Below are 22,991 nucleotides of genomic sequence, written 5' to 3' on the forward strand. Positions count from 1 at the left end.
ACTAAAGTCAGAAACTTGAAACCTGAAACTTGAAACTTTTAACTTGAAACAAAAAAATCAATCATTCTGATTTCTCATTCCGAATAAATCTCCTTTTTGATACAATTTCAAATCATCTTGCAACGATTGATAATTTCTTTGTGTAACAGCAGGTGCGTCTAAATCGCTTAAATCTGGTTTTCCAGCATTTACCCAGGCTGTGTACCAAAAACTTGCTGTAGCAGCAATTGCTTTTCTCATCTGTTTTTCAACCATTCCATTTAAATCAGTATGCAGTTTGGCAGCGTATTCATCAGCAAAAAGCGCTGTATTGTACTTGCTTTTCATTACTTTTCCGTCAGCATCTAATTTGAAGACTTTATTTTCTGGAGTTGAAGTACGTAATTTTTTGTCGATATCTAACAAAGGCTTTACTAAAGTATGGGTATCATTTATCATATCCCAAGTCGCTTTATGAACATCTTGATAATATTGCGCTTCAGGAACGTTTAATTTATAGTTTTTTGCAAACAATTCAGGCAATCTGCTTTCCCAAAGAGAATGAATTCCTTTTTGGTCGCTCAATTGTCCGTCGTGATTCGCAGAAGTATGCAAAGGCATGTGTGCATCACCAATATAATGACCTAAATCAGCTGCTAAAAATAGAATTTCAGCTCTATTTTTGTCTTTAAATGCTTTAGTTAATTTTGCCATCATATCTTCAATGTACCAAGGCAAGATCCCGTTATCATTCAAGAATTTAGCATTATATTTTTTCTTTGCTTCTTCCATAGTCTGCGGAATACTATCAGCAGAACCAAAGTTTTCCATATCAAAATAATGCCTAGAATTTTCATCCTTATAATTTAAAGCATATTTACGAATGTCTGGAACCGAAGCTTCTTGTGTAATAAAATCAATGTGATTGTAAAAAAATACCTGAACCTGCTTTGGCAAAGCCATTACGGCCGCTTTGTTGATTCGTTCGTGACCGACAATTCCCCATGAAAGGGTGAAAAAACCAGTAACTAATGCGAAAAGAGCGATTAATTTTGGTCTCATTTTGAAGTTTTTCATTTTGTTTTTGTATTTGGAAGGCAAAGTTACTTTATTTAAAGATAATTTAAAAATTTACCAATTAAGATTATGCTAATTTGATTTTTTATATTTTTTATATCATATAACTAAAATAAGTTCATGATGAAACTATTTTATTTGTATGTTTGATATCAAGTTAAATCTTACAAATATGCGCCCGGTTTTTTTAAATTTATTTATTCTAGTTTCTGCTTTTTGCTTCGCACAACGATCTGATTTACAGTTAAAAAACATAAGTGATACTATTTTAAATCCTAAAAGAGTACTTAAAATTTCTGAACCTTTTGATGGAGTGAAAACAATGCAGAAGCTTTTTCCAGGTAAATTATTTAATCTGCCAGATCATAATACTTTTATAAACTGGAGTTGCAAAACTTGCAAACCTTCGCCTTTTACTGATGTTAACGGAGTCGAAGGTGATCAATTATTTCCTTATGCCGAAGGTGTTGCAACAAGACTTCTTGCTAATATTGATTATTCCGATTCGAAAGGAAATTTGTTCAAATTATTATTCTTCAATCATTCACAAGGTGACGAAGATGGATTGCAAACTGGCCGATTTTTTGGAGGTCTTGTAGGCGTTGCCAAATTTGCCAAAAACGGATCAATTTGGGAAATGCGCTCGTTTCAGCCTGCTGTTGCTGCGTTTGGTGCTTTTTCTCAAGCACCAAAACCCAAACTTGTAGAAATTGGCGAAAATCAATACGCCTTTACATTACTGCATGTTAACGGAGGTGCCGGTGGACCTTTTGAAGGATGGCTTTACTTAGTTGCAGGATTTGAAGGCAAATATCAACCAATATTAGAGGTTCCCTATTACCAGCTTAAAAATGTAGCAAGTGTTCAATGGTCAAGCTCTTACACTGTTGTAAATACTAACGCTAAAAAGCATTTCAGAGATATCGTTATTAAAACAAATGGTACTTTTAATAAAGCTGCAAAAGCCGAAGACGAATTTGAAGTCGATTTTCCAAAAGAGATAGCTGCAATGGCAAAAACTAAAAAACAGTTTAATTTTGAAATTGAGCGACATTTTTCATTTAAAGGAAAATTCTACAAAATGATAGGCGACTCAATTGTCAAATTCTCCAACGTAAAGTGATTTAACCTAAATAAATAATTGCCACTAAACTTAAACTAGCAATAAATACCCAAAGAAAAACACCTTGAAGTAAAGGCTTTACTCCTACTGATTTTAAAGTACTTACATTTAAAGTGGCACCAATTAAAAACAAAGTTATAGTTAAACCAATTTTAGCCAGACTTACAATATGAGGCGCAAAAACAGAAACACTTGGAATATAAGAATTCAGCAGCATCGCTAAAACAAACAATCCAATAAAATATGGAATTTTGATTTTACTGTTTTTATTCTTGAAAATTACTGCAGTCAAAATAGAAATCGGGATAATCCATAATGCTCTGGCTAGTTTCACAGTTGTCGCTATCTGCAAAGCTTCGGCTCCGTATTTGTTGGCAGCACCCACAACAGAACTTGTATCATGAATTGCAATCGCACACCACAGACCAAAATCTTTTTGAGATAAATCAAGCTGATGTCCAATAAATGGGAAAACAAATAAGGCAACTGAATTGAGAATGAAGATTACACCTAACGCAATTGAAGTCTGATTTTCATTTGATTTGATTACAGGAGAAATTGCTGCAATCGCGCTTCCGCCGCAAATTGCTGTACCGCATGAAATTAAATGTGATGTTTTTTTCTCTGTTTTCAGCCATCTTCCTAATAGAAATCCGAAAAGCAATGTGCTGAATATTGAAAATACAGTCAAAACAAAACCCTCTTTTCCAGCCGAAAATGCACTTGTCGCATTCATTCCGAAACCTAAGCCAATAACCGAAAACTGTAATAAAAATGTGATTGCTTTGGCATTAAAAGCAACAAACGGATTTCCGAACACATTTACTAGCACAATCCCAAGCAATAAAGCAATTGGCGGTGAGATTATCGAAAATAAGCATAAGAATATTACAACTGCAAAAAATGCCTGCTGAACATAAAGATTAATTTCAAATAATTGTGATGCGGAATGTTGCTTTGTTTTCAAAATAGAGTAATTGATGTTTACTCTGCAAAGTTCCGTCTATTTAATGGAAATCACCAATCGTAAAATACAATTGACTATAACTTCAAGTTATAATGATTGGCAATATTTTGGATAAACAATTCTGATAAAGGATCTGATTTACCTAATAAGGTAATGATGTAAAAATATCTTTCGATTACTAATTTTTCGACATCTAAAACAATTAATTCTTTATTTTTCAACTCTTTACTTACGGCATGAATGGACATAAAAGCAAAACAATCCGAATTTAGTAAATATGATTTTATACTTTCGGTACTTCCTAGCTGCATTTCAATCTGCAAATTCGAAAACTTGATGCCTGCTTTTTTCAATTCAAATTCAATAACTTCAAGTGTTCCAGATCCGCGCTCGCGGGTTATGAATTTCATTGATTTTAAATCATTTAAAGAAATTTCATTTTGTTTTGCAAACGGATTATTAGTACTGCAGACTAAAACCAATTCATCTTTTAAAAATGGGATATATTTTATGGATTGATTTTTAGATTGACCTTCAACGATACCAATTTCGATTTCCTTACTGATTAAGGCATTTTCGATTTGTTCTGTATTTCCATTCAGCAAATTGACTTTTATGTCTTTTTGCTTTTGGTGAAAACGAGCTAAGATTGGAGAAATTATATATTGCGAAATGGTTGTACTTGCGCCTAATCGCAGTAAACCTTGACGTTCGCTGATAAAGGAACTCATTTCAAAATCAATTTCTCTGTAAATTTCGAAGATTTCTTTAGTGTGTTTCAGTAAAATATTTCCTGCCGGAGTTAAAGCAATTTTAGAACCGTTTCGTTCAAACAGCTTAGTTTTATAGGTCTCTTCTAATTCCTGAATATGTTTTGAAACTGCTGGCTGTGTTATATACAATTCCGTTGCCGCTTTAGTAAAATTAAGGCGGAGCGCAACAGTATAGAAAACTTTTAGCCTGAAATCCATAGTTTTATTTTTTGTTGTTTCAGGTTTCAGGTTTCAAGTTTCAGGTTAAAAAAACCTTTGCACCTTTGCACCTTTGTTCCTTTGCACCTTTGCTACTTAAAGCAATCCATTATATTTCCTAACAAACCATTCCGTTGTCAATAAAACTGCAATCAAAATTAACAACCAAACCCAATCAATTATTGGTGTTTTTGTTGAAACGTTTTTTTCTATTGATTTGTATTCCTTATTTTCTAAAAGCGTATTAATTAAATCGTCCGCTTGGTTTTCAAAGAAAGCTTTTCCATTTGTTTGTAAGGCCAATTGCTTTAATTTTAAAACGTCGGGATTTACAAATTGTTTTTCGATATCAAAATCCAAAATCTCAAAATGACTTGAATACGACGTATTTGAATTTAATTCTTTTACCGTAAAATTATATTTTCCGGCTGTTAATCCATCAAGATTTACAGAATAGGAATTATTTCCTTTTAATAAATCGTAGTTTTTACTTTGTTTCGTCTCTGTATTTGTAACTGAAATCGTTAATCTTGCTTTCTCGTCAAACTCGTAGTTTTTATTGAAGTACTGCGCATTGATTACAAGCTCATCCCCCGAATTATAAAAACTTTCATGTGTTACAACCAATGATTTTTTTGAAGTTGAAGTCGCTAAAAACTGAATTATTTTATCTATAAAAACATCATATTTTTCAAATGATTGATTGTCAATGTGACTTTGCAGACGCCATTTCCAGCTGTTTTCACCTAAAAGAAAAGCCGTTCTTTTTCCTTGATTTTCGGCGAAAGCCAATAATGGAGCATTTGTAGATACGTTTCTGATTCTTGAAGAAAGTAAAATCGAAACATTTCCGTTGGTTGTAATAGTTCCGAATGCATTTTGTAGCGGAGGGAAATTTTCAAAACCAATGTCGTCAATCGCAAATAAATTAAACTGCGACTGAAATTCAGATAAATAATCTTCTGTTTGTCCGCTCATTTTAAAAATCAGATTGTTCTGTTGCTGATTTAAAAAATTAAAATCGGTGTTGTTTCCTGTTATAATAAAAGTATTTCTGCCCGCAGCTTTATTGTTGTCAAAAATAGTTTTGAATGATGCATTCGGCTGATACAAAACCAAAACAGATGCTTCTTGTAATTGACTAATATCGTTTGGCTTAACCAAAATCACTTTACGCTGTGCATTAACTTCAATTGCACGTTTTAAAGATGCGATATCAGGATGATTTATTGTTGAAACTATTGCAATCGTCGATTTTTGATCGATTATTTCGACAGCAAAATTTTTGATATTATTATAGCTGTTTTTTTCTTTTGCATTTGAAGAAATTGACGCTCTAAAAAGCTGCAATCCTACTTTATCTGCTGGTAAAAGCAAATTTATAGAAGCCGTTTTTTTAGACGGAGAAAAAGAAACTTTCTCTTTTGCTACAATTGAATTTCCCTGCGAAATTGTAAAATCAGCCGTTGTGCCTTTGTCGCCAGAATACTGCAGAAAAACTTCGACCGGAAATTTATTTTTATGAAAAGCGTATTTATTTACGTTAAGCTGATTGATTTTTAAATCAAAGAAAGTAGTTGTATCTCCCACAACCAAAGGATAAACTTTATTGACAGGATCGAATCGATAAACATAATCGTTTCCTGTAGTCTGATTTCCATCGGTAATAATAACCGTTGGAAAAGTCAGGTTTTTGTTGATGCTTTTTAGATTTTTGGCAACTTCGTCAAGATTGGTTTGTTTTCCTTTAAAATCAAATTTATCAGAAGATTTAAAATCGGTATCAAATTGATAGGACTGAATTTCAAATTTCTCTTTTAGAGCTGGATTTGAAATCAGTTTTTGATATAATTCAACCGCTTTTTTATCAGATTTTAAAGCTTCAATTGAACTTGAATTATCTACAGCAATTGCAAGAGGCGTTTTGGTTATCTCAAGAGAACTTTTAGAAATTATCGGATTTATTAATAAAACCAATAAACCAAAAATGGCTAAAAAACGTAAAAAAGCCAAAAACCAAATCAGATTTGATTTGTTTTTGGCTTTAAAAAAATATTGAAAATACGACAAACCACCAGCTATTACTAAAGAAAGCAATAATAATAAAATCGAGTTTGTAGTCATATTTAATTAGTATTCAGTGTCAGTTTACAGTAATCAGATTGAAAAGTCAATTAATTGAAATATATAGTGTTCAGTATTTTATTCTAGAGTCAGATAAAAACTGATTACTAAAACCTTTGAACCTTTGTAACTTAGAACCTCAGTACCTTAGGTTAGCATTCCTCCGCAAACGTTAAGAACTTGTCCTGTAACGTATGCACTCATATCTGAAGCTAAGAAAAGACAAGCATTTGCTACATCTTCAGTAGTTCCACCACGTTTCAACGGAATTCCGTCTCTCCATCCTTTTACTACATCTTCAGGTAATTTTGCAGTCATTTCAGTTTCAATGAAACCTGGGGCAATTGCGTTGCAACGAATATTACGAGAACCTAATTCAAGTGCTACAGATTTTGTAAAACCAATTGCACCCGCTTTAGAAGCTGCATAATTAGTCTGTCCAGCATTTCCAGAAACACCAACAACAGAACTAATATTGATGATAGAACCAGCGCGCTGTTTCAAAAATGTTTTTTGAATCGCTTTTGTCATATTGAAAACAGATTTCAAGTTAACATCGATAACTTGATCAAAATCAGCTTCAGACATACGCATCAATAAATTATCTTTTGTGATTCCAGCATTATTGATCAAAATATCTACAGTTCCAAAATCAGCTAAAACAGCATCAACAAAAGCTTGTGCTTCATTAAAATCGGCTGCATTTGATTGATATCCTTTTGCTTTAACTCCTAAACTATTCAATTCAGTCTCAAGAGCTTCTGCCGATGCAGCAGATGAACTATATGTAAATGCTACGTTTGCACCATGTTTAGCAAAAACTTCTGCAATTCCTTTTCCAATTCCGCGGCTAGCGCCCGTAATGATTGCTACTTTTCCTTCTAGTAATTTCATATTAAGGTATTCGTTTTTATTTTTTGAAATACAAATATAGATTATTTGGGCGTTTAATAAAATTTGGATTGCAAAAAATGGCATATAATCTTCTTAAACAAGAAAAAAAGCAACTCCAAAACAGGAGTTGCTTTTCGCTCAAAAAAATAAAAACAAAAGTATAAATTTAGATGTGATTTTGTTTCGTTATAAAATAGGCAATTCCTAACATTACTGCCATAATCAGCATTCTATAAATGGCCGATTGAAATTTTACTATTCCGTTTTGTTTGTCTTCTTTTCTCTGTTTTCTAAGATCAAAAATCATTATTGGAAGAATTGCAACAATAGATGAATATAAATAATACCTTGTGTACTGCGGGTATGATTCTGAGAATGTTAGTAAAACTAAACCCCAGAAAAAGAATATCGTGTTTACGGGTGTTATAATTTTTCTTATCATATTATCTGAATATTTTAATTACAATTTTACATTCAAGTTTTCTGTCAAACTCCTTTTTCAAATGATATAAATTCTTCTCTTTAGTTAAAAAAAGCAGCTCAAACTTTTGAGCTGCTTTTCCTCCAAAATTAAAAACAAAACTAAAAATTAATTAAGCTGCCAAGTTGTCATTCTAAAAGGACTTGACGAACTTGTAAAGGTGTAAACAGTATTTGAATAATATAATTTAAAACTTTCCTTTTTCACATAAAGACCGTTAGGATCCATTAAGTTTTTATCAAAACCTGCTAAAAATGCTGGCGTTGCAACAGTAGTATTTCCGTTCCAAGATTTATGTTTTAGAATGATTTTTTTACCAACTGGATCTTCAACAACATCAACATAGTGTTGTAAAGCAGGTCTTCCGTTAAAATAGTAATATATAAAGGTCCCAAGTGAATGATTTACATACAATTGTACATAAGCAAGACTTTGACCTGCCGGCAATGAAGCATTAATTTTATCTACTTCTGCCAAAAACAATTTCGAGTTTGTTGGCGCATCAGCTGTATAATCATCAGGATAATACCCCCATCTTGCATAAACTTTTCCAGGAAGAAGTAATTTATAATCATCCGTTAGCACTAATGGCTTATCAGTATATTTTATAATAGCACTTACTCCATTTGTACCTGTTGCTGTAAAACTTCCGTTTACATCATCATAAACAAATGAGCTTAATTTTTGATCTTTTACGACAACCGCAGGACTTACAATAATTCCTGTTGGTGTGTAAGCAATTCCCATATCGTAACTTTGAGAATATCCAGCTTCAATCGAATTTGCTTCTGCAAAACGAGTAATTTCAGTAAAACTAAAATCAAACTGATGTTTTGTAGTTCCATCATTTGTTTCCAACAATCTAAATAACGGGCGCGCATCAGAACCAATAACATTCTGCTCCATTTCCATATGTTTTGGAAGATTTGCCCAATCAGTTGCAGTTGCTTTTACAAAACGAAGTTCCTGAACAGTTCTGTTTGTTTTAAAAATGATTTCACCATTTTCCTGTCCGTAATACAAAAACTGAAAATCGCCTAAATATCCTTTTCCTCTTAATGCCTCAATAGGATAACTATCTGAATCGGATAAAAGATGAATTCTGTTTTTAGTTGTAAACGTCAAACTTACTGTGCTTCCTGTCTGCACAGCGTATTCACTTTTATAGGTTTTGGTATCGCTATCAAAATCTGAAGCCATTTGAACTGTACCATCGGCAGCAAATTTAAATAAGTGAGTATAACCTCCTAAAACAGTGTTATCTGTAAAATAAACTGCTTTCCATCCGTACTCTGACGTAAGCAAAAGATCGCTTAATTCCTTTTTCTGTGCGTTAAGGCGTTCCGTTGGTGTCTGGTCAAATTTCTGTTCTGCATCAGTACTGCTACAGCCAAAAAACGGCAATGAAATTAGTATTAAAACCAGATATTTCAATATATTTTTTGCTTTCATAATCTTCATTTATTAGTTGTTTATTACAGCGTTAGTATTTTTTTCGGCCTCGTCGCGCAAAGCGTAGAAATCCATGTTATAAGCATCTTTATAATACTTTACCACAAGAGCTTCTTTAGCCTTTATCTGAGCAACTGCTGTTGGATTATTAATTCCGGCTAAAATTGCTGCATATTCTGTTTTAGAATTAATCAGCAGCATTGAAGCCATTTCTGCAAAATCTTCGTTGATATTGTTTCGAGCGTAATTTGTTATAAAACCAATTTCTCTTGATTCTTCATCTGTATATAAATGCCAGCTTGCCGTGTATCCTGAAGGCGTAATTGCTGCCCATGATTTCTCGTCAAAAGGTTTGTTTTGATTCAAAATATGAACATATTCATGCTGAATGGTATGAAGAAACTGCTTGATATTATCTCTGTTCTTTTTATCTACATAATCCGTTTCAAAAAGAGTAACACGCTGTCCACCTTCTGCTAAACCTAAAGTTTTAGTTCCAACCGTGTTTAAGTTTACACCTCCAACCAAAACAAATTCTCTTGGAGCCACTTTCTTTACAAAATCAGGTCCTCCAATTGTTTTATAGCTTTCGAGCCAGATTTTTTGAACGATTTCAAGTGCAGGCTGTACTTTTTCTATCAGTGGAGGAAATAAATATCTGTTATTATCAACTGTATTCTGATTCCATTTGTATTGCACATTAATATTATACGGAGTCAAATAATTTGTTGTGATCCAATTATCCAAAGCCGTTTTTGTTGGCTGTGTAAAATCTAATTGGCTTTCTCCCGGCTGCTCTTCACTAGCGCAGGAAACCAGTGTTATGATTAATAAAAACAACCCTGCTGTTTTATTGTATTTTAATATTTTCATATCTCTTGAATTAAATTTTTATCTAGGATTTGACTCAATACCATTGCTTGAAGCGTGAAGCGGAATTTGGATTGCTCTACGTTTATCATCTTTCACAAGCGTGTTTGTTGGTTTGTTGAAAATTTCATGTTTTACCACGATATTAAATCGTTTCACATCAAACCATCTCATTCCTTCGTGAATAAAATCTCTTCTTCTGGTTTCGGTAATAGCTTTAATGTAAGAAGTCTGAACCGGTGTCATCGTGTAAAATGGAGTTAGTTCATTTTCAATAACTGGATATTTTGCTACTACTTTAGCCTCAGTAAGTTTATCAGTTGTGGCATTATAACCTACTGTTCTTGTTGAAAGAAAGTATTCTAATTCCGCATTTGCTTCTGCAATTTGGCCTTTCATAACATGTGCTTCAATTCTGTTCAAGAAAAACTCATCGTTGCTCAATAAAACTTCGGCCAAATAACCGTTTCCAACATTTGCTGTTACGTTCGTATATTTGAAATACTCATAAAATTTAGGCACAAAAGCTGTGATGAAACTATTACGCGAATAAATCAAATAATGCCATTGCTTTCCAAAAATATTAGTTGGCGTCCCAATTATATCACCGTATTTTGTTCCTGAAAGGAAAAAGCGACTTGCGCTAGATCCAGAATAAGAAGCTCTAGCGTAATAGGATTCTGGAGAAACAACCAACAGGTTTGTAGGATCATTGCTGCTTGCATAAAGCATATTTTGTGTCTGAAAATCATATAGCTTGTAAGCGGCGTAATCTCTAATTTTTCCAACAGGCTTAGAACCTAAGTCGTTAGACAATTCAATTACTCTGTCCCAATTTCCTTTAATTAAATAAAAACGGCTTGCAAAAGCTTTTCCGGCCTCTTTATTAAAATGGAATTTAGGTTCTGAATAATCATTCGTTAAAAGTGGCAAACCTTCTTCAAGATCTTTTTGAATAAAATCAAAAACTTCTGCTACAGTGTTTCGCGTGTATTTTGTAATCAAAGCCGTTTCTGGTTTTGTTACGTATGGAATTCCTAAATCTTTATCAGCTGTTGCAGGATTGTAACGCTGTGACCAGAAAGAAACCAACATAAAATGCGAATAGGCTCTAGCAAGCAACGCCTCCCCTTTTTGCGGATTAAGACTTTTAGTACTTCCTAATTGCTCAATTGCTTCTAATGCTTTGTTTGCGTGTGCAATTGCTCTGTAGCAAGCATCCCAATAAGCAGCCTGACTGTCAGTATCAGTTTCGCTTTGAATTTCCCAATTGTAGTTCTGCTCGTTTTTTCTCAAAGTATTAGCCAAACCACTGTCAAAAACGTTGTCCGACATTGTTTCTGCAAAATCAAAATAACTATCCTGCGGATAAGCATTTACTAATAATTCAGAGATTTTTTCAGGAGTATCTATTTCGGTTCTATTATCTGGTTTTTCAGAAAGAAAATCATCACAACTAGTAATACTTAGAAGTACTAATAGAAATAAAGTTATTTTTATCTTTTTCATAATTTTAAATATTATAATGAAATGTTTAGAGTAAAAGTATATTGAGACGTAACTGGCAACGCAACACCACCAGAATTTCTAAATTCAGGATCTTGTCCGTTTAGTTTTTTATCTGAATAAACCAACCACGGATTCACTGCAGACCCTTTTAAAGTAAATGTGCTTACGCCAATTTTCTTTTTGAAATCTTTAGGAAATTCCCAGCTTAATGAAATATTTTTCAATCTCACGAAATCACCACTTGCAATTCTGACATCAGAATAATTATAAGTATTGTAAGCTCTTGCAAGCGTACGCTCTCCTCCATAATTTGCATTAAGTCTCTGATCTGCAATTACTGGAACATTTGTAAAGTTTTCGTCACCAGGATTTATCCAACGGTTTGTGAAATCTTTTGTAAATACAGTCAAATCATCATAAGTACTGTCATAAACTGGATTCAAACGAACTTTATTTCCGCCTGACCCAACAAAAAAGATGTATAATGACCAGTCTTTATATGTAAATGTATTAGCAAGACCAAGTGATTTATTTGGTTCAATTGAACCTTCATATTTCAAGTATTTTGTAACATCTTTATTATCCTGAAAATCAGCTCCAGTTATATTATCAGTTTCTCCTTCTGGCATAATAAAAGTTGGAAGTCCTTGTTCATTTAAGCCTGTAAACTGGTACGAATACAATGAATTTCTTGGATGTCCAATGGTATTTCCACCATTTCCGTCAATCAAATCAAATGTCGTTGGTTTGTTTTCCAGTTTTGTAATTTTTTGACTGTAAACAGAGAAGTTAAGGGTTGTGGACCATTTAAAATTATCAGCTACAATATTTCTGGTAGTAAAACCAACTTCAAGACCTTTTGTCTCCATGTTGGCATTATTTCCTTGTTTAATTCTTTGTCCTCCAACACCCGAAGTAATAACGTAATCAACCAAGTCAAATGCTTTACGACGGTAAATATCTGTAGTTAATGCAATTCTGTTTCTGAACATTCCAAGATCAACACCTAAGTTGGTTTCGTATTGTTTTTCCCAAGTCAAATCACCGTTTTGCAATTCATCAATTCTGATTCCAGTTTCTCTGTCATCAAGATTCAAACGATCTGTAATAAAACTTTTGTAAATCGCCAAAGAGTTTGTTGCAGGTCCAGCAGTTGCGGTTAAACCGTAAGATCCTCTTAAACTTAAATTGTTTACAGATTCAACATTTTTCATGAAATTTTCTTCAGAAAGATTCCATTTTCCACTGAAAGTATAGGTTGGAAGCCATCTTGACGAACCGCTGTCTCCTTGTCTGTTTGATCCGTCATAACGTCCTGTTACCGAAGCAGTATAACGACGATCATAAGTATATCCTACTTTCCCAAAGAAACCAACTGTTCTTTCTTTCTCTTCATTAAAACCATAATAAGAATCTCCGGCATTTATGATTTTTTCTAATAATCTTGGATCAGTAAAAGCCGTAAGCCCTCTATCATACTGAATTCCTGCTGCAACGAAGTTGTCACTGCTTCTGTCCACAACTCTCATCTCTGTTCCAAAGAAACCTTCAAGTTCATGTTTTTCGTTAAATGTGTTTCTGTAATTAACACTGTTTCTGATATTATAAGAAGTCATATCGTTAGTGAACTTTCTTAAAAATCCTCCATTTGGCAATACCGAAACTTTCGGTGCAGTCAAATCATTTGGATCTTGGTATAAAAAGATATTAGCATCTCTTACAAGAGTATTTTCCATTGCATTGTAAGCACCAACAACATTCGAGCCTTCTAAAATTTTATGCTCACGTGTTGTATTTGCGTAACGTGCAGAAGCTGTTAAATTATAATTCCAATGCGGATTTATTTTGTAATCTAAATCCATCTGGAAACGAATATCTTTTACTTTAATCTCCATGAAGTTATTAGCCAATTCATTGATGATGTTCATTGGAGCCCAGTTATTTCTGTAATACTCCAAATTTCCATTCTCATCATAAGGTCTAAGCGTTCTGCTCGTATTCAAAACATAATTGAACGGGTTGATATCAAAATCACGAGTCACTTTTCCAAAAACAACATCTTTTTCACTTTCATAACTTCCAGGAGCGCCTTGATCACGAATAGAAGCAAGTGTTGATAATGTAATATTCAATTTATCGTTGATATAAAATGTTCCTTTTATGTTTGATGATAATTGTTTTACATCATCAGCAATAGTCCATCCTGGATCTGTATAATATCCTAAAGAGGCGTAAAACGTATTGTTTTTTCCTCCACCCGAAAAACTTAAAGAGTGATTTTGAGTCAATGAAGGTCTGAACAAAGTTCCAAACCAGTCTGTATTTGCCAATTCGTATTTCTTTAAGAAATTATTTCGGCTAACTGGATCATTGTTCACTAAATAGCTGTTAGTTTCAGGAATATAAGTATTAATTGCTCGGCCTAACAGATTGTATGCTCCACCATATCTTCCGTTAACAGTCGACGGAAGATCAAGATATCCCTTTCCTTCCATTTCTTTAAAAATACTCATTGATTCCTGCGAATTCAAAATATCGTATTGGCTGTAATTAGGCACCGTTCTCGCAGTCTGCTCTATGGCATAACTAATTTTTAAAGGAGAATCTCTGCGTCCTTGCTTTGTAGTTACAACAACAACACCATTTAAAGATCTTGAACCATAAATTGACGTAGCCGATGCATCTTTAAGAATTTCAATGCTTTGAATATCATTTGCATTTAAACCTGCAACAGATGAACTCAATAAAGTCTCAGAATTACCAGAAGCTAAATCAGCAAAACTTAGATTTATAATATCCTCTTGAACAACACCGTCAATTACCCAAAGCGGTTTTGTATCTCCAAAAATTGAAGACGAACCACGAACTGTAATTTTAGGAGCTGTACCAAAAGTTCCGGTAACATTCTGCACTGTAACTCCGGCCGCTTTTCCTTCGATCATTCGGCTTACGTCAACTACACCATCAACTTTTAATTCGCTTCCAGAAATTTTACTGATTGCTCCAGTAAAGGTTCTTTTAGATGTTTTTTCATAACCTGTTGTCACCACAACTTCTTTCAAATTTTGACCTAATTCAGTCAAAACAATTGTTGGTGAAGTATTTGAAGTGCCAATTTCTTTTGTCTCCATTCCTACATAAGAAATCACTAAAGTGGTGCTGTTTGCCGGCATTTCAATAGAGAAATTTCCATCAAAATCGGTCAAAACTGCAATCTTAGTCCCTTTTGCCATTACTGTCGCACCAGGAAGCGGACTCCCTGTAACATCTGTAACTTTCCCTTTAATAATAGGACCTGCCGTAAAAATATTCGATAAAGCATCATGATTTGCTGTCGCAGAAAATGGATCTGTTATCGCATTTTTTTGCAAAACAATCTGATTGCTGACTTCAGAAAAAGTAATATTAAAAGGCGCTAGAATTCTATTAAGAATACTAGACAAAGTTTCTTGATTTGCCTCAATGCTAACTTTTTGGTTTAATTGAGGTAATCTTGAATTATAAGAAAATTTTACTTGTGCTGACTTTTCAATTTTAGATAATGCATTGTCTAGAGTTAAATTTTCAACTGTAATTGTAACTTTAGTATCTAATTTTTTTTGCCCATTTACACTGTTTGCCATTGTAACACTTGAAAATATAAGTGCTAAGACAAACTGAAATAGTGTTATTTTCATGATTCGATGGAGTAATCGTTGTTTACCAACTGGTTTTTTCATAATTTTGGTTTGTTTTGATTAATACTGATTCGCGTGTATTTTAAGAAACGAACTGAATTGCTCTTTACAGAGAGGAATTCAATCTAATAAGTGTCGATAATGTTACAGCATTTCGGCACTTTTTTTATGCATTTTATTTTACATAGGCTTTTACTATTAGTTTTTGTTTTTGGTTAATTTTTGGTTTTTATTTTTAAGAATGAAATCAAAATGCCTGTAATTACAGTTACAAAGCAGTAATTAATTACAACCTTCAGAAGTTATAATAATCTGATTTCCATTCATTTCGAAATTAGTTTCTACACTGATACTTTTACAAACAATTTTTAGTTTTTCAGGCAAAGGCTGATCGCTCAGCGAAGTGGTCAGGTGGCAGTCTTTTAATTTATTTTTAGGATAATCGATTTTAACCTGATAAGCCTGTTCAATAGTTTCAAAAATTTGAGAAACAGGAATATCACTAAATTCAAAACTTAATTGTTCAATATTCCCCACACTCTGCACTAATGCTTTGTCTTGTGTAATATTTGTGATTTTGTTGAATTTTAAATCACTTCTAAAAAAACGAAGCGCCTGATTAGGAAGAAGTATCACTTCCTGATGATCTGATTTCGAAACCAAATCATTCGACCTTACCTTAACTTTACCGGTGCGAACAAGAACTTCAACAGCAGGCTGATCAGAATAAGCTTTAACTCTAAAACTAGTCCCAACTACCTTTGTGACAATCTCATTAGCGTAAACGAAAAAAGGCTTTTTAGGATTTTTACTAATTTCAAAGAAACCTTCGCCGGATAAATACACCTTTCTTTCGTTCCCGGTAAAGATTTTAGGGTAACTTAATTTACTATTTGGCTGTAATAAAACAGAACTTCCGTCTGACAATGTGATAATTTGAGGATTGCTTGAATTATTTGTCTGTTCAACTAATCCTTCACTATTTTCAGCTATCAGCTCTTTATAAGTAACTATATTATCAGCGGAGTAATAATTTTTATAATACCAGACAGTTAGCAGACAAAAGAACAAACTTGCTGCAATTCCAGTTAAAAAATAGTTTTTGAAAAACTTTGTACCGGCATTTTTGCCAAAAAGAATTTGATTTTCTTTTTCTTCTATTTTATGCCAAGTATTTTGAAGTGCTTTTTGAATATCCGATTTTGATAGATCAGCTTCTGGAACTTTCATTGCCAAAAGTAAATGTCTGGCATCCTGAACAAGTTTTGCACGATGACGACTCTCTAAAGTCCATTCTTCCCAGCCGTCTTGATCAGTTTTTAGCAAAACCCAAGACTGGAATGATTCGTCAGACAAGAAGTCTTCAATTTGAGTATATGTGTTACGTTTTTGCATCTAAAAATAAGGTTACAAAAACATAGAGGACAGGACTCTTATTATATACTCACTAAATTATGATTTTTTTTATTTTTTTTGAAAGAAAATTAAAAACCGCTTGCGGATAGCAGAAGAAATAAGCAAAAACTGCCCTTCCAATCTCTTCGCAACGTCATTAATCCACGATGCAACAAATTACTAGCCGATTGATAATTCACATCAAGCATTTCGGCAATTTGTTCTACACTAAGACCTTGATGATAACGAAGATACAAAGCTTCTTTTTGTCTTGCAGGCAATTCATTTAGGAGATTGTTCAAGTGAATTATTTTTTCTTTGGCATCATCATCAGCTTCATCTAAAAGTTGATGATCTACTGAAAATTCAAGAAGAAAAGCAATAGAATCTGTACTTGCAGTTTTTCGAAAAATATGATCCCGTTCGTGCAAACGTGCAATTCGTTTGCGTACACTGGATAACAAGTAGGCTTTTACAACAACTGAAGACTGCAAAGAATTTCGATAAATCCAAATATCGGTAAAAACATCCTGAATACAATCCTGAACTTTTTCTTCGAATGGAGAGAGCGAATTTCCATATCGCACTAAATCGGCATAATATCGTTCGAACAGCATTGAAAATGATTTTTCATCACCATCTTTCAATTTATTCCAAAGCGTATTATCATCAACAACATTAAATAGTAAAGTAGGAGTCTTCATGGTATTTCGGGGCAAAATTCTCTTCTTTGAGATTTACTTAATACAAGGATTTTATTTTTTTAACATTATCCTTTAATTTTGTTCGATAAATATATAAAAGCAATCTTTTAAAAACAATTATTTTACAAAAAAGACACATTATTTTAATAATAAACCTTACGCAATCGATTACATGTAGAAGTATCAATAAGCGAATAGCTAATTAAAAGCATTCGAAAAATTTAAAGAGAGAAATGTAAGATTAAACTATTTTTAGCCTTTCCTTATCTTTTTATAAACTTAAAACTCGAACTTCCCCTATCCGAACTAATTTTTAAAATATAATTTCCACTCTGAAGTTTGGAAACATCAATTTTTGATACATTCTCAGCATTTAAAACCGAAATAATCGTTTGCCCTAAAACATCAAATATTTGCATTGACTTTTTTTGAATTGTATTTTTAGAATCAATATTCAAAATATCTTGAACGGGATTTGGATAAATATTGAAATATTCTGAAAACTCAAAATCTTGTCGTCCAAGTGCCTTAAATGTGGAAGTCGCTTTATTCGTTAATATTGGAAAATTATAATCAAAATAGATATTAGCTTCATTTTCAAAAGTATCTCCTTTTTTTAAGGTTGGCAATGTTTTGATTTTAAAAGCGATATATCCATTTCGGTTAACATTATTAAAAGGAAGGTTAATATTTTCAAAGATAAATTCGACTTTATTTCCATCAGAAATTTTTGTTGTATACGAATGGCTTGCACTAGTTGGAACTAAAGTCGAAATATCAAATTTTGAAAGATCAATCATATCCTTAACCACAATATTTTGAGCCATATAAGTCCCTGTGTTTTCAAACCGAATCATATAGTGAACATATTCTCCAATTAAAGTCGGAGTAATAACGTTTCCTTCAAGACAAATTTTATCATTTGGATCATAAGAGCCAACTACAGTTTCATTATACACAAAAGTATTATCTAAAGACGTTTCATCAACAACGGATGAAGTTATTGCAGCTGTATAAGAAAGAATATCACCATTATTTACTGGAGGAGTTTCGATTGGAGAGTTTACATCAAAATTTAATAAAATCTGTCTTGATTCAAAAGGTTTTAAATTAGTAAAATCCCATGAAATTTTATTTGATGCTGTTGTAGAAACTGAAGGATTTGAACCAGTTAAATCAAGCACAGCATCATCAAATGCTAAACTAAGCGTTCCTGATTGAGCTACATTCCCTTTATTCTTATATACAATTTTATATCTCGCAGCAAAACCTGGTCTTGATGGCCAAATTGGCAAGAATGTCACTTCTAAGTCATTATGTATTCCTATTGCTTTAACACAAAAATCTTGTAAAAATGGACTTGAAACTGTTGGAAACTCCACTTCCATTGAGGCTGGTGAAATTGAAAAATAACTTGGATTTTCAAAAATTGGAGTAACTTTATAATTTCCAGCTACAACTTTTGCATCATACTTCCCTGCTTCATTACTTATAAAATTTCCTGATTTGATCCCATTATCAATTTTGAACTTTAAGAAAGATGCTGGGATATCCAAAGCATCGCATCCATTATTATTCAGATCATTACGATTTGTCAACTGGATCGAATAACTTTCCCCTCCTGGCTCAAAAAAACAATAGGAATTGACCAAACAATTATTATAGTTGTAAGAAGATAGTATGCTTTGAACTTCAGACAACTGATCATCATCTGCACAAATATATTTTAGATTTGGCGTCTCATTCATAAATATCTCATTTTCAATGCTTCCATTTTTCATAAAAACAGTTTCTAACAATGGATTCCAATCAAAATTAAAAGATTTTAGATTTGACAAATTGCTTACATCTAGTTTTTTAAATTTATTACTGGAGCAAATTAAATATTCTATAAAATTAAGATTTGTAAGATCTAATTCCTCTAGGTTCAGCGATGGACACGATAGCATTGTTAATTTTTTAAACTTGGAAATGTCAAATTTCGTAATACCAGTATTACCACATTCTAGAAAATCCAAATTTGGCATATTTAGTTTACCAAGATCAATATTTAATAACGGATTATTTTCAAAACGCAGTGTTTCAAGTTCAACTTTATCATCTAAATTAAGTGCTGAAAGTTTATTTCCACTTACGTTTAAATGCACAAGTTTTAGACCTAACAAATCTAAGTTCGAAATTTCATTATTTGCACATCTTAAATTTATTAATTTTGGATTGCCAGTCAAGTCTAGTTTTTTTAATCTATTACTTTCACAAAATAAAAAAACTAAGTCCGCTAAATTCGAAACATCTAAATCTTCAATTAAATTATTATAACACTCTATTTTATCTATCCTATTTAATCCAGTTAAATCTAAACTTGTTAAAGAATTATTGGAACAATTTATATCCAACATTTTAGTACAACCATTTAAATTTATCGAAGTCAACTTGTTATCATAACATGAAACTGATACTAAATTTGGTAAATTGCTTAAATCCAAACTTGTCAATTGGTTTTGGCTACATTGTAAATTCCATAAATTAGTGAATTTTTTAATTCCATCTAAACTGCTAATATCACTGAAAGGTATCTTTAAAAAGCGTACTTCCAAAGCTTCATTTTCCTGAATTACACCATCTCCGTTTGAATCAATTTTGATATTGTTTTGATTATTATCTTTAGCAATGTCATTGACAACATCGGCCTCTAGCAATTTTGCCTTAAATTTAGCGTCCGGAATATTAATTATTTGAGAATTTACTGAAGAAAAAATGCACAAAGTCAGCAACAGCAAGTAATTCTTAATCATAGGTTTAGTTTGGTTTTGGTTTTTAAATATATAAAATTCAAAAATCAAAACCTAAAATTTCATAAAAAAAGCCTTACTAATTAAAGTAAGGCTTTTTAATATTTTTATATTATAAAATAACTTTAGAAAGCTACATTCCATCTAGGCAATTTAGCATTTTCATCTAAGAAGTTTTGCAAAACCTGTCCTTCAACAGCTGTTGGAATTGCTTTAATATCTGCATTAAAAGTTTCGTACCAAACTACTTCAAGAACAGAAATATTCTCTAACTTCATTTGTGCAGGCCAAGAATATTTTCTTCCAGTTTTAGCAAATTGATGACCATTAACAATTTTATCGTAAAGACCTCCATTTTTGCTTTTTAGAGTTCCGTCATTCTGAACAGTTCCTGTAGAACCAACCATAATAAGTTCTTTCTCTGCCCCTTCAACAGCATAAACTACAAAAATTCCAGCACTTCCTTCTGGCGCATTACAAACTTCTTCTAAACTGTCTTCAATAGTAAAAGCAAAACTGCTGCTTGCTTTAAACTTTTCTAATTCTTTATACATACTTCATTTTTAAGCTCCTAAGATACTAAGGATCTGAGATGCTAAGTTTTTTATATTATACCTTAGTATTTTAAAATGTAAAAAAGTCTCAAGTAAATATTGAGACTTTTTTTGGAAATTTTTTATTTCAAATATTGGAGATTATCCAAGTACTTCTTTTACTTTTTTACCAATTTCAGCTGGTGAATCAACAACGTGAATTCCGTTGTCTCTCATGATTTGTTTTTTAGCAGCTGCTGTATCGTCAGAACCTCCAACAATAGCACCAGCGTGACCCATTGTTCTACCAGCAGGAGCAGTTTCTCCAGCGATAAAACCAATAACTGGCTTACGGTTACCATCAGCTTTTACCCATTTAGCAGCATCAGCTTCTAATTGACCACCAATTTCACCAATCATAATGATTACTTCAGTTTCTGGATCATTCATTAATAATTCAACAGCTTCTTTAGTTGTAGTTCCAATAATTGGATCTCCACCAATTCCAATAGCTGTAGTGATTCCTAAACCTTGTTTTACAACTTGGTCAGCAGCTTCATAAGTTAAAGTTCCTGATTTAGAAACGATACCAACTGTTCCTTTTTTGAAAACGAAACCTGGCATAATACCAACTTTAGCTTCTCCTGGAGTGATAACTCCTGGGCAGTTTGGCCCAATTAATCTTGAATTTCTTTCTTTAACATAATTATTTGCTTTAATCATGTCTGCAACAGGAATTCCTTCTGTAATAGCAATAATTACTTTAATTCCGGCATCAGCAGCTTCCATAATTGCATCAGCAGCAAAAGCTGGCGGTACAAAAATAATAGATGTATCAGCTCCAGCTTGATCAACAGCGTCTTTTACTGTATTAAAAACTGGACGATCTAAATGGCTAGTTCCTCCTTTTCCTGGAGTAACACCACCAACAACATTAGTACCGTACTCAATCATTTGAGAAGCGTGGAAAGTTCCTTCGCTTCCTGTAAATCCTTGAACAATTATTTTGGAATCTTTATTAACTAAAACACTCATGATATATATTTTATGTAGTTTTTAAAATTGTGATGCAAAAGTAAGGTTTTGTAACGTATTTTACCTTTTTATTCTCAAAAAAAATTAAGAAAATTGACTCATTTGATAACCTCGATAGAGTTTATCATCTTTTATTTGCCATATAGTCGCAAAATGGGCTAATAACATCTCTTCTCTCGGATTCTCAATCGTTTTCACAAAATGAGAATAACGTATTGAAACTAAGTCATCTTCAGCAATGATATGACTGATTCTTACCTTAGAACGCACATATGCACGACTTAACTCATTAGCCATTGCAAGCATCGAATCATAATCCATTTCAATCAATCCTTTAGTGCTGTTCCAATCTAATTTTACATCAGGATGCAAATAAATTTTCATGATTTCGCTATCAATTAAGGCATCTGACTTATAAAATTTTTGAACAAATTCTTTAATAGACATATTATTTCAATTTATTTAGAATTTCAGGAATCTTTTTGATATTAGCCAATTGTTTCAACTTTTCTCTTGATTCTTCGATTGGAGTTCCAAAATAAGACTTTCCACCTTCAACCGACTTAGTAACGCCTGTTTGTCCCATAATAACAGCCTTTGCTCCTATTGTAATACCACTTGTTGTTCCAACTTGTCCCCAAATTGTAACTTCATCTTCAATAACAACACAACCTGCAATACCTGTCTGCGATGCAATTAAACATTTTTTTCCGATAATTGTATCATGTCCAACATGAACCTGATTATCTAATTTTGTTCCTTCTCCAATTGTTGTATCACCGGTAACTCCTTTATCAATTGTGCAAAGAGCCCCTATTCCAACATTGTCCTCAATAACAACTCTTCCACCAGAAATTAACTGATCAAAACCTTCAGGACGTTTTTTATAATAAAATGCATCAGCTCCTAAAATTGTTCCAGCATGGATAATAACATTATCGCCAATTACTGTATAATCGTAAATCGAAACATTTGAATGGATTAGGCAGTTTTTACCAATTTTCACATGGTTCCCAATAAAGCTATTAGGCTGTATAAAAGTACCTTCTCCAATTTCTGCAGATGATGAAATTGACACATTTGCAAATTGAAAAGGCTTAAAATGCTTTGTTAAAGTATTAAAATCTCTGAAAGGATCATCAGAAATTAAAAGCGCTTTACCTTCTGGACAGTCTACTTTTTTATTAATTAAAACAATAGTTGCTGCAGATTGCAAAGCTTTGTCATAATATTTTGGATGGTCAACAAAAACAATATCACCGGGTTCTACCACATGAATTTCGTTCATGCCTAAAACCTCAAAGTTTTTGTCACCAATAAATTCGCAGTTAAGCAAATTTGCAATTTCTTCTAAAGAGTGAACTTTTGGAAATTTCATATTTTTAAATTAGAAAATTTGTCAATTAGA

The 22,991-nt window shown here is 32.7% G+C and carries 18 protein-coding genes; 1 reads left to right on the forward strand and 17 read right to left on the reverse strand.

Annotated elements, in window-relative coordinates; all coding sequences use genetic code 11:
* Positions 1 to 57: 57 nt before the first annotated feature.
* The gene (locus tag EV145_RS04115) at positions 58 to 1,056 is read right to left on the reverse strand and encodes a zinc dependent phospholipase C family protein (RefSeq protein ID WP_133523962.1); all 999 of its coding nucleotides are present in this window, start codon (positions 1,054 to 1,056) and stop codon (positions 58 to 60) included.
* Positions 1,057 to 1,198: 142 nt separating this feature from the next.
* On the opposite strand from EV145_RS04115, the gene EV145_RS04120 reads away from it, so the two are divergent.
* Positions 1,199 to 2,179 carry a hypothetical protein gene (locus tag EV145_RS04120; protein WP_243739195.1) on the forward strand — a complete coding sequence of 327 codons (981 nt, stop codon included), beginning with the start codon at positions 1,199 to 1,201 and terminating at the stop codon, positions 2,177 to 2,179.
* Position 2,180: 1 nt separating this feature from the next.
* Here the strand turns inward: EV145_RS04120 and EV145_RS04125 are convergent, their stop codons facing one another.
* The 16 genes from EV145_RS04125 to EV145_RS04200 form a co-directional block, all read right to left on the reverse strand.
* A complete protein-coding gene (locus tag EV145_RS04125; protein WP_133523964.1) occupies positions 2,181 to 3,146 on the reverse strand; it encodes a YeiH family protein in 966 nt (321 codons plus the stop codon).
* A gap of 74 nt (positions 3,147 to 3,220) precedes the next feature.
* Positions 3,221 to 4,117 (reverse strand): LysR family transcriptional regulator, encoded by an 897-nt coding sequence (locus EV145_RS04130; protein ID WP_133523965.1) that lies wholly within the window; start codon positions 4,115 to 4,117, stop codon positions 3,221 to 3,223.
* Positions 4,118 to 4,213: 96 nt separating this feature from the next.
* Positions 4,214 to 6,241: a hypothetical protein gene (locus EV145_RS04135; protein ID WP_133523966.1), complete on the reverse strand. Its 2,028-nt coding sequence runs from the start codon at positions 6,239 to 6,241 to the stop codon at positions 4,214 to 4,216.
* Between the two features lie 147 nt (positions 6,242 to 6,388).
* Positions 6,389 to 7,135 (reverse strand): 3-oxoacyl-[acyl-carrier-protein] reductase, encoded by a 747-nt coding sequence (gene fabG, locus EV145_RS04140; protein WP_133523967.1) that lies wholly within the window; start codon positions 7,133 to 7,135, stop codon positions 6,389 to 6,391.
* 166 nt (positions 7,136 to 7,301) lie between these two features.
* Positions 7,302 to 7,577: a hypothetical protein gene (locus EV145_RS04145; protein ID WP_133523968.1), complete on the reverse strand. Its 276-nt coding sequence runs from the start codon at positions 7,575 to 7,577 to the stop codon at positions 7,302 to 7,304.
* A gap of 147 nt (positions 7,578 to 7,724) precedes the next feature.
* A complete protein-coding gene (locus tag EV145_RS04150; RefSeq protein WP_133523969.1) occupies positions 7,725 to 9,068 on the reverse strand; it encodes a DUF4302 domain-containing protein in 1,344 nt (447 codons plus the stop codon).
* A 12-nt stretch (positions 9,069 to 9,080) separates the two neighbouring features.
* Positions 9,081 to 9,941 (reverse strand): putative zinc-binding metallopeptidase, encoded by an 861-nt coding sequence (locus EV145_RS04155; RefSeq protein WP_133523970.1) that lies wholly within the window; start codon positions 9,939 to 9,941, stop codon positions 9,081 to 9,083.
* Positions 9,942 to 9,959: 18 nt separating this feature from the next.
* Positions 9,960 to 11,447: a RagB/SusD family nutrient uptake outer membrane protein gene (locus EV145_RS04160; RefSeq protein WP_133523971.1), complete on the reverse strand. Its 1,488-nt coding sequence runs from the start codon at positions 11,445 to 11,447 to the stop codon at positions 9,960 to 9,962.
* An 11-nt stretch (positions 11,448 to 11,458) separates the two neighbouring features.
* Entirely contained in the window at positions 11,459 to 15,166 is a 3,708-nt protein-coding gene (locus EV145_RS04165; RefSeq protein WP_133523972.1) for a SusC/RagA family TonB-linked outer membrane protein, read from the reverse strand.
* A 240-nt stretch (positions 15,167 to 15,406) separates the two neighbouring features.
* Positions 15,407 to 16,519, reverse strand: coding sequence for a FecR family protein (locus EV145_RS04170; protein ID WP_133523973.1), 1,113 nt, complete (start codon positions 16,517 to 16,519; stop codon positions 15,407 to 15,409).
* Positions 16,520 to 16,608: 89 nt separating this feature from the next.
* Entirely contained in the window at positions 16,609 to 17,223 is a 615-nt protein-coding gene (locus tag EV145_RS04175; protein ID WP_133523974.1) for an RNA polymerase sigma factor, read from the reverse strand.
* A 263-nt stretch (positions 17,224 to 17,486) separates the two neighbouring features.
* Positions 17,487 to 20,018: a T9SS type A sorting domain-containing protein gene (locus tag EV145_RS04180; RefSeq protein ID WP_133523975.1), complete on the reverse strand. Its 2,532-nt coding sequence runs from the start codon at positions 20,016 to 20,018 to the stop codon at positions 17,487 to 17,489.
* 122 nt (positions 20,019 to 20,140) lie between these two features.
* Positions 20,141 to 20,569 carry a hypothetical protein gene (locus tag EV145_RS04185; RefSeq protein ID WP_133523976.1) on the reverse strand — a complete coding sequence of 143 codons (429 nt, stop codon included), beginning with the start codon at positions 20,567 to 20,569 and terminating at the stop codon, positions 20,141 to 20,143.
* A gap of 141 nt (positions 20,570 to 20,710) precedes the next feature.
* Entirely contained in the window at positions 20,711 to 21,583 is an 873-nt protein-coding gene (gene sucD, locus EV145_RS04190) for a succinate--CoA ligase subunit alpha (RefSeq protein ID WP_133523977.1), read from the reverse strand.
* An 84-nt stretch (positions 21,584 to 21,667) separates the two neighbouring features.
* Positions 21,668 to 22,030: a nuclear transport factor 2 family protein gene (locus tag EV145_RS04195; RefSeq protein WP_133523978.1), complete on the reverse strand. Its 363-nt coding sequence runs from the start codon at positions 22,028 to 22,030 to the stop codon at positions 21,668 to 21,670.
* Between the two features lies 1 nt (position 22,031).
* Positions 22,032 to 22,961, reverse strand: coding sequence for a UDP-3-O-(3-hydroxymyristoyl)glucosamine N-acyltransferase (locus EV145_RS04200; protein ID WP_133523979.1), 930 nt, complete (start codon positions 22,959 to 22,961; stop codon positions 22,032 to 22,034).
* Positions 22,962 to 22,991: the final 30 nt, after the last annotated feature.

Origin of the sequence: Flavobacterium sp. 245 (assembly GCF_004362055.1) — a bacterium.
In the GTDB taxonomy this organism is placed as follows: Bacteria; Bacteroidota; Bacteroidia; order Flavobacteriales; family Flavobacteriaceae; genus Flavobacterium.

Coding starts and splice junctions, on each gene's coding strand:
- EV145_RS04115 (WP_133523962.1), bottom strand. CDS start 1,056: ATGAAAAACTTCAAAATGAGACCAAAATTAATCGCTCTTTTCGCATTA.
- EV145_RS04120 (WP_243739195.1), top strand. CDS start 1,199: ATGTTTGATATCAAGTTAAATCTTACAAATATGCGCCCGGTTTTTTTA.
- EV145_RS04200 (WP_133523979.1), bottom strand. CDS start 22,961: ATGAAATTTCCAAAAGTTCACTCTTTAGAAGAAATTGCAAATTTGCTT.
- EV145_RS04160 (WP_133523971.1), bottom strand. CDS start 11,447: ATGAAAAAGATAAAAATAACTTTATTTCTATTAGTACTTCTAAGTATT.
- EV145_RS04150 (WP_133523969.1), bottom strand. CDS start 9,068: ATGAAAGCAAAAAATATATTGAAATATCTGGTTTTAATACTAATTTCA.
- EV145_RS04180 (WP_133523975.1), bottom strand. CDS start 20,018: ATGATTAAGAATTACTTGCTGTTGCTGACTTTGTGCATTTTTTCTTCA.
- EV145_RS04175 (WP_133523974.1), bottom strand. CDS start 17,223: ATGAAGACTCCTACTTTACTATTTAATGTTGTTGATGATAATACGCTT.
- sucD (WP_133523977.1), bottom strand. CDS start 21,583: ATGAGTGTTTTAGTTAATAAAGATTCCAAAATAATTGTTCAAGGATTT.
- EV145_RS04145 (WP_133523968.1), bottom strand. CDS start 7,577: ATGATAAGAAAAATTATAACACCCGTAAACACGATATTCTTTTTCTGG.
- EV145_RS04195 (WP_133523978.1), bottom strand. CDS start 22,030: ATGTCTATTAAAGAATTTGTTCAAAAATTTTATAAGTCAGATGCCTTA.
- EV145_RS04135 (WP_133523966.1), bottom strand. CDS start 6,241: ATGACTACAAACTCGATTTTATTATTATTGCTTTCTTTAGTAATAGCT.
- EV145_RS04155 (WP_133523970.1), bottom strand. CDS start 9,941: ATGAAAATATTAAAATACAATAAAACAGCAGGGTTGTTTTTATTAATC.
- fabG (WP_133523967.1), bottom strand. CDS start 7,135: ATGAAATTACTAGAAGGAAAAGTAGCAATCATTACGGGCGCTAGCCGC.
- EV145_RS04130 (WP_133523965.1), bottom strand. CDS start 4,117: ATGGATTTCAGGCTAAAAGTTTTCTATACTGTTGCGCTCCGCCTTAAT.
- EV145_RS04165 (WP_133523972.1), bottom strand. CDS start 15,166: ATGAAAAAACCAGTTGGTAAACAACGATTACTCCATCGAATCATGAAA.
- EV145_RS04170 (WP_133523973.1), bottom strand. CDS start 16,519: ATGCAAAAACGTAACACATATACTCAAATTGAAGACTTCTTGTCTGAC.
- EV145_RS04185 (WP_133523976.1), bottom strand. CDS start 20,569: ATGTATAAAGAATTAGAAAAGTTTAAAGCAAGCAGCAGTTTTGCTTTT.